General features: G+C 69.3%; 14 protein-coding genes, 1 tRNA gene and 1 other RNA gene. 10 read left to right on the plus strand and 6 right to left on the minus strand.

The features are described 5' to 3' along the window. Positions 1–241 precede the first annotated feature (241 nt). Both GEV28_RS15475 and GEV28_RS15480 read right to left on the minus strand, forming a co-directional pair. Entirely contained in the window at positions 242–661 is a 420-nt protein-coding gene (locus tag GEV28_RS15475) for an Lsr2 family protein (RefSeq protein WP_291412764.1), read from the minus strand. Between the two features lie 394 nt (positions 662–1055). Next, the gene (locus GEV28_RS15480) at positions 1056–1502 is read right to left on the minus strand and encodes a MarR family winged helix-turn-helix transcriptional regulator (protein ID WP_291412765.1); all 447 of its coding nucleotides are present in this window, start codon (positions 1500–1502) and stop codon (positions 1056–1058) included. Here GEV28_RS15480 and GEV28_RS15485 point away from each other — a divergent pair. Then, positions 1501–2538 (plus strand): zinc-binding alcohol dehydrogenase family protein, encoded by a 1038-nt coding sequence (locus GEV28_RS15485; protein ID WP_291412766.1) that lies wholly within the window; start codon positions 1501–1503, stop codon positions 2536–2538. The genes GEV28_RS15480 and GEV28_RS15485 overlap by 2 nt on opposite strands. Before the next feature lie 293 nt (positions 2539–2831). Here GEV28_RS15485 and GEV28_RS15490 read toward each other — a convergent pair. Next, positions 2832–2908: transfer RNA gene (locus tag GEV28_RS15490), tRNA-Met, on the minus strand. 271 nt (positions 2909–3179) lie between these two features. On the opposite strand from GEV28_RS15490, the gene GEV28_RS15495 reads away from it, so the two are divergent. From GEV28_RS15495 to lon, 8 genes are all read left to right on the plus strand, one after another. Continuing rightward, positions 3180–4748, plus strand: a complete 1569-nt coding sequence (locus GEV28_RS15495) for an FAD-binding oxidoreductase (RefSeq protein WP_291412767.1) — start codon at positions 3180–3182, stop codon at positions 4746–4748. A gap of 97 nt (positions 4749–4845) precedes the next feature. Further along, on the plus strand, positions 4846–5346 hold the full coding sequence (locus tag GEV28_RS15500) for a PadR family transcriptional regulator (protein WP_291412768.1): 501 nt from the start codon (positions 4846–4848) through the stop codon (positions 5344–5346). 50 nt (positions 5347–5396) lie between these two features. Next, entirely contained in the window at positions 5397–6500 is a 1104-nt protein-coding gene (gene prfB / locus GEV28_RS15505; RefSeq protein ID WP_291412769.1) for a peptide chain release factor 2, read from the plus strand. Positions 6501–6650: 150 nt separating this feature from the next. Next, positions 6651–7340, plus strand: a complete 690-nt coding sequence (gene ftsE, locus GEV28_RS15510; protein ID WP_291412770.1) for a cell division ATP-binding protein FtsE — start codon at positions 6651–6653, stop codon at positions 7338–7340. 54 nt (positions 7341–7394) lie between these two features. Beyond that, the gene (gene ftsX, locus GEV28_RS15515) at positions 7395–8297 is read left to right on the plus strand and encodes a permease-like cell division protein FtsX (RefSeq protein ID WP_291412771.1); all 903 of its coding nucleotides are present in this window, start codon (positions 7395–7397) and stop codon (positions 8295–8297) included. A gap of 30 nt (positions 8298–8327) precedes the next feature. Continuing rightward, positions 8328–8804 (plus strand): SsrA-binding protein SmpB, encoded by a 477-nt coding sequence (smpB, locus tag GEV28_RS15520; protein ID WP_291412772.1) that lies wholly within the window; start codon positions 8328–8330, stop codon positions 8802–8804. Continuing rightward, the gene (locus GEV28_RS15525; protein WP_291412773.1) at positions 8801–9724 is read left to right on the plus strand and encodes an amidohydrolase family protein; all 924 of its coding nucleotides are present in this window, start codon (positions 8801–8803) and stop codon (positions 9722–9724) included. The genes smpB and GEV28_RS15525 overlap by 4 nt, the downstream gene beginning before the upstream one ends. A 48-nt stretch (positions 9725–9772) precedes the next feature. Continuing rightward, a complete protein-coding gene (lon, locus tag GEV28_RS15530) occupies positions 9773–12154 on the plus strand; it encodes an endopeptidase La (protein WP_291412774.1) in 2382 nt (793 codons plus the stop codon). A gap of 61 nt (positions 12155–12215) precedes the next feature. On the opposite strand, the gene GEV28_RS15535 is transcribed toward lon, so the two are convergent. The 3 genes from GEV28_RS15535 to GEV28_RS15545 form a co-directional block, all read right to left on the minus strand. Beyond that, positions 12216–12860, minus strand: a complete 645-nt coding sequence (locus GEV28_RS15535) for a response regulator transcription factor (protein WP_291412775.1) — start codon at positions 12858–12860, stop codon at positions 12216–12218. Then, positions 12848–13963, minus strand: coding sequence for a sensor domain-containing protein (locus GEV28_RS15540; protein WP_291412779.1), 1116 nt, complete (start codon positions 13961–13963; stop codon positions 12848–12850). The genes GEV28_RS15535 and GEV28_RS15540 overlap by 13 nt, the downstream gene beginning before the upstream one ends. Before the next feature lie 110 nt (positions 13964–14073). Then, positions 14074–14793: a sensor domain-containing protein gene (locus GEV28_RS15545; protein ID WP_291412776.1), complete on the minus strand. Its 720-nt coding sequence runs from the start codon at positions 14791–14793 to the stop codon at positions 14074–14076. A gap of 190 nt (positions 14794–14983) precedes the next feature. Here GEV28_RS15545 and ssrA point away from each other — a divergent pair. After that, positions 14984–15357, plus strand: a transfer-messenger RNA (tmRNA) gene (ssrA, locus tag GEV28_RS15550). Positions 15358–15739: the final 382 nt, after the last annotated feature.

The following is a 15739-nucleotide window of genomic DNA, read 5'->3' on the forward strand; positions in this document are numbered from 1 at the left end:
CAGTTGCTGGTTCGTACCGGGCCGCGCCGGTTCGTCACGACCGGGCGAAATCTGCAATTTGCAGGCGCGGTGGGTTGGAATGGGTACAAGAACGGCCCCCCGGATCCGATCGGGGGGCCGTACTCAAGAAATTTTCGCGTCTCGCGGCCGACGGCGGGCCAGGGAGCGGGACCTCTACTGTGGACTCTGCGGCCGGTGGGCCGGGTCCATGGCGGACGCGGGGAGCGGAGCCGGGTCGGGGTCAGCTCTTCTTCGCGCGCGTGCGGCGCTTCGCCGGTGTCTTGGCGGCCGCCGCGGTCCTCGCCCTAGGCTTGGGCTCGGCCTGTGCCTCCTTGTACGCCTCGACGACGTGCGAAGGGATCCGGCCGCGCCCGGCGAGCTCGAACCCGTTCTCCTGCGCCCATTCCCGGATCTGGCCGGCCTCGCTGGCGTTGGCCGCCTTGCTGCCCGACGCGGGCCTGATGCCCCGCTTCACCCGACCGCCGACGCGTCGCGCCGAGTCGACGAACTCGGCCAGGCTCTCGCGCAGCCGCTCGGCGTTCGGGTCGGTCAGGTCGATCTCGTAGGTCACCCCGTCCAGACCGAAGAGGACCGTGGAAACATCCTGCGAGCTCGTGCCATCCAGATCGTCGACGAGCTGAACCAATACTTTCTGAGCCATTCGGCTGCTCCCTAGACCGCTATGCGCGCGAGATTCGCGCACACCCGTTTGTTTGTGACCGCACAGTAGCAAATATACTCGCCAAGCCGGTACACGACGGTCGACATCGGGCCCGATCGGAACACCCGCGTCGCCCGCTCGTTTCCGGCGACGGCGGTGTCCAGTACAAGATTTCCGGTTCCGGCTTTCATTGGCCGAGGCGGATGCCCAGGTCGCGCATTTGTTTGGCGGCTATACACCCATCTGGACCACTCGGACGCGTCGGTATCCCGCGAGCCGGAACGGCACCGTCCACACCGGAGAGCAGGTGGCTGATGTGACGAGGGTTACCTGAGTTCAGGAGCGCTATGGGTCGAGGATGACGAACGCCGCTTCGACGGAATCCGTATGGGACTCAATGGCGGCCAAGCATGGTCTCCAGCAGTGTCCGCAGCCGGCGTTGATCGGCAGGCGTGAGCGTGCCGATCATGGGCGATAGCAGCCGCACGACGCGGGGGTAGACACGCTCGGCGAGCGCTGCGCCATCGGGGCTGATGCGCACGTCCACGGCGCGGCCGTCCGTCGGGTTGCGGACTCGTTCCAGCAGTCCGCGTTTCACGGCCCGGTCGACGAGGCCGGTCATGGTCGACTTGTCCAGCCCGAGGTAGTCGGCGAGATCGGTCATCTTCAGCCGCCGGTCCCGCAGGATCGCAAGCACGCGAAGCTGGGTGAGGGACAGGTCGTGCTCGGCGCCGACCTTGTTCAACGACGCCATCGTCAGGAACGACGTCTGCACAAGAGCGTCGACCAGATCGTCCTGCTCGACGACCGCCGGCTGTTCGGCCGGGTCGGAGGCTGCCATGCGCCGAGCCTACTTGCTTCTGTTTGTATTACCAACTAAATTTAGTATGTACTACCAACTATCTCAGGAGCCAAGCATGCACGCCGCCGTCGTCACGTCGTTTGATTCCGCGCCCCGCTACCAGGAGTTCCCGACCCCCGTCCGCGCCGACGACGACGAGATGCTCATTGACGTGCTTGCGGCCGGGCTCCACCCGCGCGTCCGGTCCCAGGCCGACGGCTCGCATTACACGAGCACCGACGAACTGCCACTCGTGCCGGGCATCGACGGTGTCGGACGCGGCCCGGACGGGCTGTTGCGGTACTTCGTCCTCCCCGACACCACGATGGGAGCGATGGCCGAGCAGACCATCATCGACACCCGACGCAGCGTCGTGCTGCCCGAGTCCAGCGACCCCGTCGCGATCGCCGCCGCGATGAATCCGGCCATGTCCAGCTGGGTCGCGCTGCGCCGGCGGGTGAAGTTCCAGGCCGGCCAGAACGTCCTCGTCCTCGCCGCGACCGGCAACGCGGGCCGGATGGCCGTCCAGATCGCGAGACTGTTCGACGCGAACGCGGTCATCGGTGCCGGACGCGGCGCGGACCGACTGGCCGAGCTGCCCGCCCTCGGCGCCAGCGACACCGTGCTACTGGAAGGCGATCCCGCCGATGTCGCCCACCGGCTGGGCCGGGCCGCCACCGACGTCGACGTCGTCATCGACTACCTCTGGGGCGAACCCACCGCGGCCGCCATGGTCGCCGTCGTCACGGCCCGCGCTGACCGCGCCAAGCCGCTGACCTGGATCGAGATCGGCTCGGTCGCGGGACCCACCGCCGCTATTCCCTCGGCCGCGCTGCGCGCGGCGCACCTCCAGATCGTCGGCAGCGGCCAAGGCTCCGTCAGCGCCCGCGAAATCATCGCCGAGCTCCCGGCCCTCGCCGAGCAGATCACCAACGGGACCTTCGACATCGACGCGCGGCCGATGCCGCTCGCCGACGTCGAACGAGCATGGACCGACTCCGCCGGCACCAACCAGCGCATCGTCCTGGTGCCCTGATCCCGCATCCGGTCGGTTGGCTACTTGAGCATTTCATAACCGATCTGCCACTGGAATGCGAGACTGGTTACATCGCCGGCAGCCGATCCGACGGAGGGCTGAGTTAGTGAGCCGCCGGGAGAGCCGGTGGCCGACGACGGCGACCACTACTGGTACCGCAACCGCGAACCGTCGAGTTGGACTGGCCGACCGGGGGTGGCGAGTGCCGCGATGGGACTCGTCTCCAACCACGTACTCTGGATACCAGGGCATGTGAACGGCCCTCCAAGAAGACTCTTGGAGGGCCGTTCACCTGGTAGCGGGGACAGGATTCGAACCTGCGACCTCTGGGTTATGAGCCCAGCGAGCTACCGAGCTGCTCCACCCCGCGTTGCTGTAAGACGAACTATACGCGGGCCCCGAGGGGTCCGCACACCACCCCCTCCTACGGCCCCGACCACCGTCGGAGGCCTGGTGGAGGCGTCTGTCGGCCGGTCCTGTCGTCGGGTCCGGCACGTCGCACGCCGCGACCGGTGCCCCGTGCCGGTCATTGGGTGCCGGCCGGTCTGGTCAGACCTCTTACAGATGTGTGCGGAAATGCGTGCGGTTCGGGTTCGGTGAACGTTCAGTGCCTGCCGGTTCCATGGGGCAGCATGACCGTCGTGCGGACGGAACGGATTCGGTCATGGTGGGGTTGGGGCTGGCAGGACGCGGCGGTCGGCGAGGCGGAACGGAAAGGGCTCGTCGGCCGGCTTCCGCCGCATTGGGTCGCCGACCCGATGCCCGTACCGCGGGTCGACGATCTCGACCTGCGTCCGCCGCGGGTGCGAACCCCCGACTCTCTCGCTCCCATTTGTACCGCGCATCCGCACGTGCGAGTGGCGCATACCTATGGAAAGGCCTATCGGGACGTCATTCGCGCGCTGCGCGGCGAGTTCGCCCGCGCGCCGGACCTGGTGGCGTTCCCGGAAACCGAGGAGCAGATCGGCCGGCTCCTCGACTGGGCCGGTGACACCGGCACGGCCGTCATCCCCTACGGCGGCGGCAGTTCCGTCGTCGGTGGCGTGGAGTACCGGGGGGACGGTCACGACGCGGTGCTCTCCCTCGATCTGACCAGACTGGACCGGGTGCTCGAGGTGGACCGGACCTCTCGCGCGGCGCTGATCCAGGCCGGCGCGCTCGGCCCGGTCCTCGAGAGCCGGCTCGCCCCGCACGGCCTCACCTTGCGGCATTTCCCGCAGAGCTTCGAGTTCTCCACCCTCGGCGGCTGGCTCGCCACCCGCGCCGGCGGCCACTTCGCCATGCGGCACACACACATCGACGACTTCGTCGAGGCGCTGCGGGTGATCAGCCCGAGTGGCCTGACGCAGACCCGCCGGCTGCCCTCCTCCGGTGCGGGACCGTCGCCGGACCGGTTGTTCCTCGGCTCGGAGGGCACTCTCGGCGTGATCACCGAGGCCTGGCTGCGACTGCAGGATCGTCCGGTGCACAAGGCATCCCGCGGCATTTCTTTCGGCGACTTCGCGGCCGGGCTGGACGCTGTGCGCGCGATCGCCCAGTCCGGCCTGGATCCCAGCAACTGCCGGCTGCTCGACGAGGCCGAGGCGGCGATCAACACCGGCCGGGCCGACGGCCGCGCGGTTCTGGTGCTCGGCTTCGAGTCCGCGGACCATCCGGTCGACCCGGCGCTCGCGCGGGCGGTCGAGATCGCCGAGGCGCACGGCGGCACCGCGGACCCGAAGTCCACTCAGGACTCGGTCGGCGGGTGGCGGTCGGCGTTCCTGCGGATGCCCTACGTCAGGGACGCGCTGGCCCGGTCGGGCGCGATAGTGGAAACCTTCGAGACCGCTTGTACGTGGCGAACCGCGGCCGAGCTGTGTGCGACTGTCCGAACCGGTGTGCAGGCCGCGATCACGGAAGTCTGCGGCGAACCGGGGATCGTCACGGCCCGCGTCACACATGTCTACCCGGATGGAGTAGCGCCCTATTTCACCGTCATAGCCCGCTCCCGGCGGGGCTCCGAAGTCCAGATGTGGGACCAGATCAAGGCCGCGGCGAGCGACATCCTGGACCGTCTCGAGGCCTCGGTCACACACCACCACGCCGTCGGCCGCGACCATCGTCGCTGGTACGACGCCCAACGGCCGCACGAGTACTGCAAAGTCCTTCGCGCTGCGAAGAGTTCTCTGGACCCGCACGGCATCCTCAATCCCGGCGTACTGTTCGACTAGAACACCGCCTGGGCCGGCACAAGACCACGATCAGCCACAGTGGACAGATATCCGGGCCACTGTGGACACCGGCGCTGCTTCGTGGCACGGTGGAGGGGTGTCTGAACTGAATGCAACCGCCGCGGCCCTGTTGGGCCTGCTGCACGAAGGCCCGGCGACCGGTGGACAGCTCGTCTCCGCCGCCCGCGACCGATTCGGCTCGTTCTTCAGCGTCACGCGGAGCCAGGTCTACCGCGAGCTCCCGGCGCTGGCCGACTCCGGCCTCGTCCGGCTCGGCAAGCAGGGGCCCCGCTCGAGTCAGCAGTACCTGGTGACCGCCGCCGGTAAGAAGGCGTTCAAGTCCTGGCTCGGCAGCGAGCCCGGCCCGGATCACCTCCGCAGTCCGCTGATCCTTCGGCTGGTCAACGCGAACGCGTTGACCGTGCGGCAGCGCTCGGCGCTGATCGAGTCCGCCAAGAAGGTCTACGCGGAGGAGCAGGACGCCGCGAAGGCGGCCGTCAAGGCGGCCGGCGATCCCTACGCGAAGGCGGTCGCCGAGTTCGGCGTCGCCCGGGCTCGTGCGGTGCTGAAGCTGCTCGATTCCATTCCGGCGTCCTGACCTGGGTCTCCCGAGCGCGAGACGTCCGGGTTCACGTAGCCTGGTTTGTCGTGAACCCGGACGTCGCTGCTGACCTCATGGATTTGTCCGACACCCTCGCCAGCGTGGAGGTGGTGACGGACCTGGCCGCCCTGCGCGCCCAGATCACCGATCTGGAGCAGCAGGCCTCCCGGCCGGATCTGTGGGACGACCCAGAGTCGGCACAGCAGGTCACCAGCCAGCTCTCGCACAAGCAGAGTGAGCTCCGCCGCGTCGAGGAACTGCGCCAGCGCCTCGACGACCTCGGCGTGCTCTACGAGCTCGCGGAGGAGGCGGACTCGGCCGAGGACACCGCCGAGGCCGACAAGGAGCGCGTCAAGCTCCGGAAGGACATCTCCTCCCTCGAGGTGCGCACGCTGCTGTCCGGCGAGTACGACGAGCGGGACGCGCTCGTCACCATCCGCTCCGAGGCCGGTGGGGTCGACGCCGCCGACTGGGCCGAGATGCTGATGCGCATGTACCTGCGCTGGGCGGAGCGGCACGGCTACCCGGTCGAGGTCTACGACACCTCCTACGCGGAGGAGGCCGGCATCAAGTCGGCCACGTTCAAGGTCACCGCGCCCTACGCCTACGGCACCCTCTCGGTCGAGCAGGGCACCCACCGGCTCGTGCGCATCTCCCCGTTCGACAACCAGGGCCGCCGGCAGACCTCGTTCGCCGGCGTCGAGGTGCTGCCCTTCGTCGAGGCGGTCGACCACATCGACATCCCGGAGAAGGACATCCGCATCGACGTGTTCCGCTCTTCGGGACCCGGCGGGCAGAGCGTGAACACCACCGACTCGGCGGTGCGCATCACCCACCTGCCCTCCGGCATCGTCGTGTCCTGCCAGAACGAGAAGTCGCAGATCCAGAACCGCGCCGCGGCCATGCGCGTGCTGCAGGTCAAGCTGCTCGAGCGCAAGCGCATCGAGGAGCGGGCCGAGATGGACGCGCTCAAGGGCGACGGCGGGTCGAGCTGGGGCAACCAGATGCGCTCCTACGTGCTGCACCCGTACCAGATGGTCAAGGACCTGCGCACCGAGTTCGAGGTCGGCAACCCGGGCAACGTGCTCGACGGCGAGATCGACGGGTTCATCGAGGCCGGCGTCCGCTGGCGACGCACTCACGCCGCCTGAGGTTCACGTGTTGACCAGGTCTGCGCCGAATCGGCACCGATCAAGAGCCGAGCGGTACCGCGCCGCCGCTGACCGCGCCGAACCCGCCGCTGGTCGCCAGAGGATGCCAAGGCAACGGGTCGGTAACGGGCGGAGGTAGACTCGCGCCTCGTGATCCGGCTCGAGCACGTATCGAAGGTGTACAAGACCTCCACGCGACCCGCGTTGGAGAACGTGTCCGTCGAGATGGACAAGGGTGAGTTCGTCTTCCTCATCGGCGCGTCCGGCTCCGGGAAGTCCACCTTCCTGCGCCTGCTGCTGCGCGAGGAGGTGCCCTCCAAGGGCCGGGTGTACGTGGCGAACTTCGACGTGGCTCGCATGGCCCGGCGCCGGGTCCCCCGCCTGCGCCAGTCCATCGGCTGCGTGTTCCAGGACTTCCGGCTGCTGAACAACAAGACCGTCCACGAGAACGTGGCGTTCGCGCTCGAGGTCATCGGCAAGCCGCGCAACACCATCCGCAAGGTGGTGCCCGAGGTGCTGGAGCTGGTCGGCCTGGATGGCAAGTCGGCGCGCATGCCGCACGAGCTCTCCGGCGGTGAGCAGCAGCGGGTGGCCATCGCCCGCGCGTTCGTCAACCGGCCGCTGATGCTGCTGGCCGACGAGCCGACCGGAAACCTCGACCCGGACACCAGCCAGGACATCATGTTGCTGCTGGAGCGGATCAACCGCACCGGCACGACGGTGCTGATGGCCACGCACGACCACTCGATCGTCGACTCGATGCGCCGCCGTGTCGTCGAGCTCGATCTCGGGCAGGTCGTCCGTGATGACTCACGCGGTGTATACGGCGTCGGCCGTTAGCATCCCGACCGCCGCCACCCCCGACCGCCGAAACCCCGAGGACTACATCCCCCGATGCGTGCCAGCTTCGTGTTCAGTGAGGTCCTGACCGGCCTCCGGCGCAACGTGACGATGACCGTCGCGATGATCCTCACGACAATGATCTCGCTCGCCCTGCTGGGCGGTGGCCTCCTCGTCGTCCGGATGATCGACAAGACCCAGGCGGTGTACGAGGAAGAAGTCGACGTCAACGTCAATCTCACCGACGACATCAGCGCCAACGACAAGACCTGCTCCCAGGAGCTCTGCACCGGCCTGCGCGAGCGCCTGGAGAACGACCCGGCGGTCGTGTCGGTCGGCTTCGAGAGCCGCGACCAGGCCCTCGTGCGATTCAAGCGGATCTTCGAGGCCCAGCCGGAGTTGCTCAAGCTCGTCCGGGCCTCGTCGCTGCCGGCGTCGTTCAACGTCCGCCTGGTGAACCCCGACCGTCCCGAGGTGATCACCCAGACCTACGCGGGCAGTGTCGGCGTCGACTCGATCGTCGACGAGAGCGAGTTCCTCGAACGCCTGTTCAACGCGTTCAACGGCGTGCGGAACCTGACCTTCGCCATCGCGCTGGTCCAGGCGGTCGCGGCGCTGCTGCTGATCTCCAACACCGTCCAGGTGTCCGCGTTCACCCGGCGCACCGAGGTCAACATCATGCGGCTGGTCGGCGCGACCCGCTGGTACACGCAGCTACCGTTCCTCTTGGAGGCGGTGGTCGCCGGCGTGATAGGCGCGGTGCTCGCCATCGGGCTGCTGGTGGGCGCCAAGGTGTGGTTCCTCGACACCGTCCTCGGCGGAGTCTTCGCGTCCGGGGTGCTCAGCCCCATCGACGGGCTCGACATCCTGCTGGTCTCCCCATGGCTGTTGCTGACCTCGATCGGCATCTCCGCGATCACCGGCTACGTGACGCTGCGCCTGTACGTGCGGCAATAACGGTGTGCGCGGGCACGTAGAGTTGTCGGCATGTCCAAGGAACGTGGTCACAAGGTCATCGTGTCGAACCGCAAGGCGCGGCACGACTACACGATCCTGGACACCTACGAGGCCGGGATCGCGCTCGTGGGCACCGAGGTGAAGTCGTTGCGTGAGGGGCGGGCGTCCCTTGTGGACGCCTTCGCCACGGTCGACGGCGGCGAGGTGTGGTTGCGCAACCTCCACATCCCGGAGTACGTGCTCGGCACGTGGACCAACCACACGCCGCGGCGTACCCGCAAGCTGTTGCTGCACAAGGGCGAGATCCTGCGGCTCATCGGCAAGACCCGGGAGAGTGGCCTCTCGCTGGTGCCGCTGTCGATGTACTTCAAGGACGGCAAGGTCAAGGTCGAGCTGGCGCTCGCGAAGGGCAAGAAGGCCTACGACAAGCGCCAGTCGCTCGCCAAGCGCGATGCCGAGCGGGAGATGACCAGGGCCGCGGGGCGGGCGGCCAAGGGCCGCTGGTGATCGCGCCGCCGGCGTCGGACGCCGACGTCCCGCGGTTCGTCGCCGACCTCGGCCTGCCCGGGCTGGTCGACCTGCACGTGCATTTCCTGCCCGACGCGGTGCAGCGGAAGGTGTGGGCGTTCTTCGACCGGGCCGCGCAGGAGTACGGCACGGAGTGGCCGATCCAGTACCGGCTGCCGGTCGAGGAGCGGCTGGCGATCCTGCGCAAGCTCGAGGTCCGCACGTTCGCGCCGCTGGTGTACCCGCACAAGCCGGACATGGCGGCGTGGCTCACCGAGTGGGTGCTCGACTTCGCGGCGAACACGCCCGGCGCGGTACCGACCGCGACGCTGTACCCGGAGCCCGGCGTCACCGACTACCTCGCCGCCGCGCTGGACGCCGGCGCCCGGTGTGTGAAGGCACACGTGCATGTCGGCGCCTACGACCCGCGCTCGGAGCTGCTCGACCCGGCGTGGGGACTGCTCGCCGAGGCCGGCGTGCCGGTGGTGGTGCATTGCGGGCACAGCCCGGTGCCGGGCGAGTTCACCGGGCTCGAGGTGTTCGGCGAGGTCCTGGCCCGTCATCCGCGGCTGCTCGCGGTGCTCGCGCATGCCGGGTCGCCCCAGTTCGACCTGGCGCTCGACCTGGTCGCCCGGTACCCGCGGGTGTACATCGACACGACGATGGTCGGCATCCCGTTCAACTGGGGCGACTCGATGCTCCCGGACGACTGGTCCGCGCGGTTGGCCGACGTGGGCAACCGGGTCGCGCTCGGGACCGACTTCCCGAACATCCCTTACGAGTACGCCGTGCAGTTGGCCGCGATCGCCGGGTGGGCGGCCGCCGACGACCGGCTTGGCGAGCCGTTCCTGCGGGCTGTGCTGCACGACACACCCAGCCGGTTGCTCGCTGTGGGCGAACACCCAGCGGAAACATCCTGAACCATTTCCGGGTTGAGCTGAACAGACTCAACTTTGGAGGGTGGAATCATGGCAGAGTCGTTGACGCTCCCGGTGCTGCCGCTGGACGACACGGTGCTGCTGCCGGGCATGGTCGTGCCGATCCGGCTGGCCGGCACCGACGGGACCGAGGTCCGGGCCGCGGTGGAGGCCGCGCAGGCGATCGTCGTCTCGGGAGAGAAGCCGCGTGTGGTGATGGTGCCGCGGCTGGACGGCAAGTACGCCCGGGTGGGCGCGCTGGGCGTGGTCGAGCAGGTCGGGCGGCTGCCCGGCGGTGAGCTCGCCGCGGTGGTGCGCGGCACCGAGCGGGTGCGCATCGGCGCCGGGACGACCGGGCCGGGCGCGGCGCTGTGGGTGCAGGTCGAGGTCTCCCCGGTGCCCCCGGCGTCCGAGCACACCCGCGAGCTCGCGAAGGAGTACAAGTCGCTCGTCATCACAATGCTGCAGCAGCGTGGTGCGTGGCAGGTGGTCGACTCGGTCCAGCAGGAGGACGACCCGGCCGCGCTCGCCGACATGGCCGGGTACGCGCCGTACCTGTCCGACGAGCAGAAGGTGTGGCTGCTGGAGACGCCCGATGTCGCCGAGCGGCTGGAGAAGCTGCTCGAGTGGGGTCGCGAGCACCTGGCCGAGCTGGACGTCGCGGAGACCATTCGCAAGGACGTCAAGGAAGGCATGGAGCGCCAGCAGCGGGAGTTCCTGCTGCGCCAGCAGCTCTCCGCCATCCGCAAGGAGCTGGCCGAGCTGGACGGCAAGCCGGAGTCCGAGGAGGAGGACTACCGGGCGCGGGTCGAGGCCGCCGCGCTGCCGGAGAAGGTGCACACCGCGGCGATGTCCGAAGTGGACAAGCTCGAGCGGACCTCCGAGCAGTCGCCCGAGGTCGGCTGGATCCGCACATGGCTCGACACCGTGCTCGAGCTGCCGTGGAACACGCGGACCGACGACGCCTACGACATCGTCGGCGCGCGCTCCGTTCTGGACGCGGACCACTCGGGGCTCGACGACGTGAAGGACCGGATCATCGAGTACCTGGCCGTGCGCAAGCGGAGAGAGGAGCGTGGACTGGGACTCGTCGAAGGCCGGCGCAGCGGTGCCGTGCTGGCGCTCGCGGGCCCGCCCGGGGTCGGCAAGACCTCGCTGGGCGAGTCGGTGGCGCGCGCGATGGGCCGCAGGTTCGTCCGGGTCTCGCTCGGCGGCATCCGGGACGAGGCCGAGATCCGCGGGCACCGGCGCACCTACGTCGGCGCGCTGCCGGGCCGGATCGTGCGGGCCATCTCCGAGGCGGGCTCGATGAACCCGGTGGTGCTGCTGGACGAGATCGACAAGGTCGGCGCGGACTACCGGGGCGACCCGACCGCTGCGCTGCTCGAGGTGCTCGACCCGGCGCAGAACCACACGTTCCGCGACCACTACCTCGAGGTCGAGCTGGACCTGTCGGACGTCGTGTTCCTCGCGACGGCCAACGTGATCGAGTCGATCCCGGCCCCGCTGCTGGACCGGATGGAGCTCGTCCGGCTGGACGGCTACACCGAGGAGGAGAAGGTCACGATCGCGCGCGACCACCTGCTGCCCCGGCAGCTGGAGCGGGCGGGTCTGTCCGCCGACGAGGTCTCGCTGTCCGACGACGCGCTGCGGCTGGTGGCGGGGGAGTACACCCGCGAGGCCGGTGTGCGTCAGCCGGAGCGGTCGATCGCGCGGGTGCTGCGGAAGGTGACCGCGGGGCTCGCCCTCGGGTCGGTGTCCCTGCCGCTGGCGCTGGACATCGGCGACCTCCGTACCTACCTGGGCCAGCCGAAGCACACCCCGGAGTCGGCCGAACGGACTGCCGTGCCGGGTGTTGCGACCGGCTTGGCGGTGACCGGCGCCGGTGGTGACGTGCTGTTCGTCGAGGCGTCGGTGGCGTCGAAGGACTCGGGCGCCAGCGGGGTCACGCTGACGGGTCAGCTGGGCGACGTGATGAAGGAGTCGGCGCAGATCGCGCTGTCGTACCTGCGCTCGCACGGGGACACGCTCGGCGTGCCGGTGGAGTCGTTGTCCGAGCGGGGCGTCCACGTGCACGTCCCGGCCGGCGCGGTCCCGAAGGACGGCCCGTCGGCGGGCGTCACGATGACCACGGCGCTCGCGTCGCTGCTGTCGGGTCGCCCGGTCCGCGCCGACGTGGCGATGACCGGCGAGGTCTCACTGACCGGCCGGGTGCTGCCGATCGGCGGGGTGAAACAGAAGCTGCTGGCCGCGCACCGCGCCGGCATCACGACGATCGTGCTGCCCAAGCGCAACGAGCCGGACCTGGAGGACGTGCCGGAGTCGGTGCTGTCGGACCTGACGGTGCACCTGACGAGCGACGTCCGCGAGGTGCTGGACGTGGCCTTGGCGCCGGCTCCCGCCGCCGCCACGGCTGCCACCGTGGCCGCCTGATCCGCTCGAATCCGGACGGCGCCCGCACTCCCTGGTGGGTGGGGGCGCCGTCCGGTCGCGATCAGCCCCTGTCGAGGAACGTGAGCACCGCGCGGACCCTCCGGTGCTCCTCCGCGCTCGGCTCCATCCCCAGCTTCGAGAAGATGTTCCCGACATGCTTCTCCACGGCGCCGTCGGACACGGTGAGCGTCTTGGCGATCGCCACGTTCGTGAGGCCCTGGGCCATCAGGCCCAGCACCTCACGCTCCCGCGGGGTCAGCACGTCGATCGGGTTACGGCGCCCGCGCGCCATCAGCTGCGCGATCACCTCCTGGTCGATACACGTGCCGCCGCCGGCGACCCGGTGCACCGCGTCCACGAACTCGGCGACGTCGGCCACCCGCTCCTTCAGCAGGTAGCCCACCCCACCCGCGCCACCGGACAGGAGCTCCACCGCGTAGCGCTCCTCGACGTACTGGGACAGCACGAGCACCGGCAGCCCCGGCAGCTGCTCCCGCGCCCGCAGCGCGGCGCGCAGGCCCTCGTCGGTGAACGTCGGTGGCATGCGCACGTCGACGATCGCCAGGTCGGGACGGTGCTCGCTGACCGCGACCAGCAGCCCGTCACCGTCCTCGACCGCCGCAACGGTCTCGATGTTCTCGTCGGCCAGCAGTCGCTGGATCCCGGCACGCAGCAGTACGGAATCCTCCGCGATCACCACGTGCATGGCAGGTCGGCCCTGATCACTGTCGGCCCTCCGATGGGGCTCACCACGGTCATCACGCCGTCAATCGTGGCAGCCCGGTCTGCGAGCCCGGACAGGCCTCCACCGGAACGCATCGTCGCGCCGCCCTGGCCGTCGTCGGTGATCTCGACGATCACCAGGTCGCCGCTCGGCCGCTCCTCGCGCCAGGCGTTGACCTTGGCCTCCGTCGCGCCGGAGTGCTTGGCGATGTTCGTGAGCGACTCGCCCACGATGAAGTACGCCGTGCTCTCCACCGCGGCCGGCGGGCGCGGGTCGATCGCCACGTGCACCTCGACCGGGATCGGGCACTTCGCCGCCAGGGAGGACAGCGCCGCGTCCAAGCCGCGATCCCCGAGCACCGCCGGGTAGATGCCCCGAGCCAGGTCACGCAGCTCGGAGACGGCCAGCTTGGCGTCGGCGTGCGCCTCGTTGATCAGCATCCGCGCCGCGTCCGGGTCGGCCGCCAGCTTGTTCTTGGCCCGGCCGAGACCCATCGCCACGGCGACGAGGCGCTGCTGGGCACCGTCGTGCAGGTCGCGCTCGATGCGCCGGCGCTCGGCCTCGGCGGCGTCCACCCCGCGCGCCCGGGATGCCTGCAGGTGCTCGGCCTTCTGCGTGAGCTGCTCGTTGGTGTTGGGTCCGAGCAGCGCCTTGGCCAGCATGACGTGCAGCGCCGCGATGACCGGCAGTACGAACAGGCCGACCGGCAGGATCACGATGCCGACGATGGCGAGCGGAAGCTCGAAGACGTGCAGCGGGAACGAGAGCATCAGGTAGGCGATGTTGCGCCACATCTGCGGATTGATCAGCCGGTTGAGGTAGCGGCGCCAGAACGAGCCCGTGCGGTCGAGCTCGATCTGCGGGGTCGGGATGTCGACCTTGAGCGTGCGGCGGATCAGCCGGCGGTTGGCCCCGGCGAACCCGGAGACGACCTTGGTGAGCACCAGCAGCACCGCGAGCCCTATCCACACGATCAGCGTGCTGACGCCCACCGAGAACAGCGTGACGATGAGGACGAAGGACAGCACGCTGACGGGGAAGCCCGCCAGCATGAAGCCCGCGGCGCGGAAGCCTCGCCGGACCATGGTGGGGCCGGGCTCGTCGTCGACAGTGCTCACCGGTGGGGATGCCACAGTGACAGCATCCCCGGTGGGCGAACCGGGCACCAGGTAGAGGGGTGCCGGCTCGGGGCTGGTCATCTCGACACCGGCCGGTAGCTCATCTGCGTCGTGTGCGGCCACTCGGTGCTCCAGTCGATCGCGCCGGCGGTGTTCAGTGCCTCCAGCTTGGAGATGCGGCGCTCGCTCGGGCCGAGCAGGGCACGGGCGTAGCGGGCGTGCAGGATGCCGAGAGACCTGGTGAGCGCGATGGTGATGGCCAGGACAAGCACGCCGAGCGCGGCCCAGGGGAGGGTCTCCGGCCACGAGCCGACGTTGAACACGGGCTGGTCCCACACCACCGGGCGCCACGCGTCGGGCATCCAGCTCCAGTAGACCGGGAGCAGTGTGAGCCACAGGCTCGTGGCCCAGAAGCTGACCATCAGCGTGAACTCGGCGATGCCGATGGGCATCAGCAGGACGCAGTAGGCCATGTCCTTCCAGGTGGCCGGGTCCTTGATGCGGGTGCCCCAGCGCTTGCCGCCGCCCTCGGGCATCGGCCGGTACGGCGAGGCGATGTAGGTGCCTAGCATGGCGTGCACGCGGGCGCGCTCGACCTGGGCGAACCCGCGCCAGACGAGCATCGAGACGGCCAAGACCGCCAGCCCGACCCAGATGACGGCCGTGCCCGCGCCGACGGACACCGAGGTGACGACGAACACGAACGAAGCGATGCCGATGGGCAGGTTCATCACCAGGTAGGCGAGCGAGCCAAGCAGGGTGGGGTTCGGGCGGGTGCCGTCGCGCTCGGTGGTCATCGGAAGTCTCCTTCGGTTTCTGTCGCGAGACCAGGATCGCCTGGCGGGAGGGGTGGCGGCCATGGGGCACACCGCCGAGTTGGGGGTGGGGTTATCCCTACCTTTTGCCGAGGTTTGCCGCAGACGGCGGAACCGGGATGATCCCGACGGGCATCGGCGTTATGCTTGACGGGCGAAGTGCCCATGATCAGGGGGTGAACGGTTTCGACTCTGGACGTTGCTTCAGGGGAAGCGTGCAGGTGCAGGCGGATGGCCACCTCAAGCGTCGCCGCAAACCAATATGCGCCAAGGTTAATTCCCAGCGCGACGTCGCTCTCGCTGCCTAAGCCAGAGTGATGTCTGTCGGCCCGGGGTCGCCTCCGACCCGGTTCGCCGGCATCAGCTAGGAGGCTCACCGCCGCGGGTTGGCCGCGGACCTACGGCGGGACATTTACAGCGGCTGGGCCCGTCACACCGGCTTGTTCATGTGACCGGCGGGGCCGAGTAGAGGCACAGTGAACTGCGCACGGAGAAGCCCTGGAAAGGCGGCAGAGGACCCGGGTTCGATTCCCGGCACCTCCACTCGGCCGGCGAGTGCTCGCGGAGAGCGCTCGCCGGCTCGTTTTCGGATCACGTTGGGGGGCCGAGCCCCCCAAACCCCCACGGTGCGAGCTCCTCCGGACCCGGCTCGGTGCTGTTGGGCATTGACCAGCTGGGTCCTCGCCTTCGGCTTCGGGACTGCTCGCCTTCGGCTTCGGGACTGCTCGCCTTCGGCTTCGGGACTGCTCGCCTTCGGCTTCGGGACTGCTCGCCTTCGGCTTCGGGACTGCTCGCCTTCGGCTTCTGTCCATGGCCATGACAAAGTCCTCGCGTGTGGCCAGGTCGAGGTCCTCGCTGGTGGCCAGGTGAAAGTCCCCATCCCTCGTTCGTCGTGTCTGCCGGGAGCGTGAGGCCTGGGCGGTGACGG

Origin of the sequence: Actinophytocola sp. (assembly GCF_009379765.1) — a bacterium.
Taxonomy (GTDB): domain Bacteria; phylum Actinomycetota; class Actinomycetes; order Mycobacteriales; family Pseudonocardiaceae; genus Actinophytocola.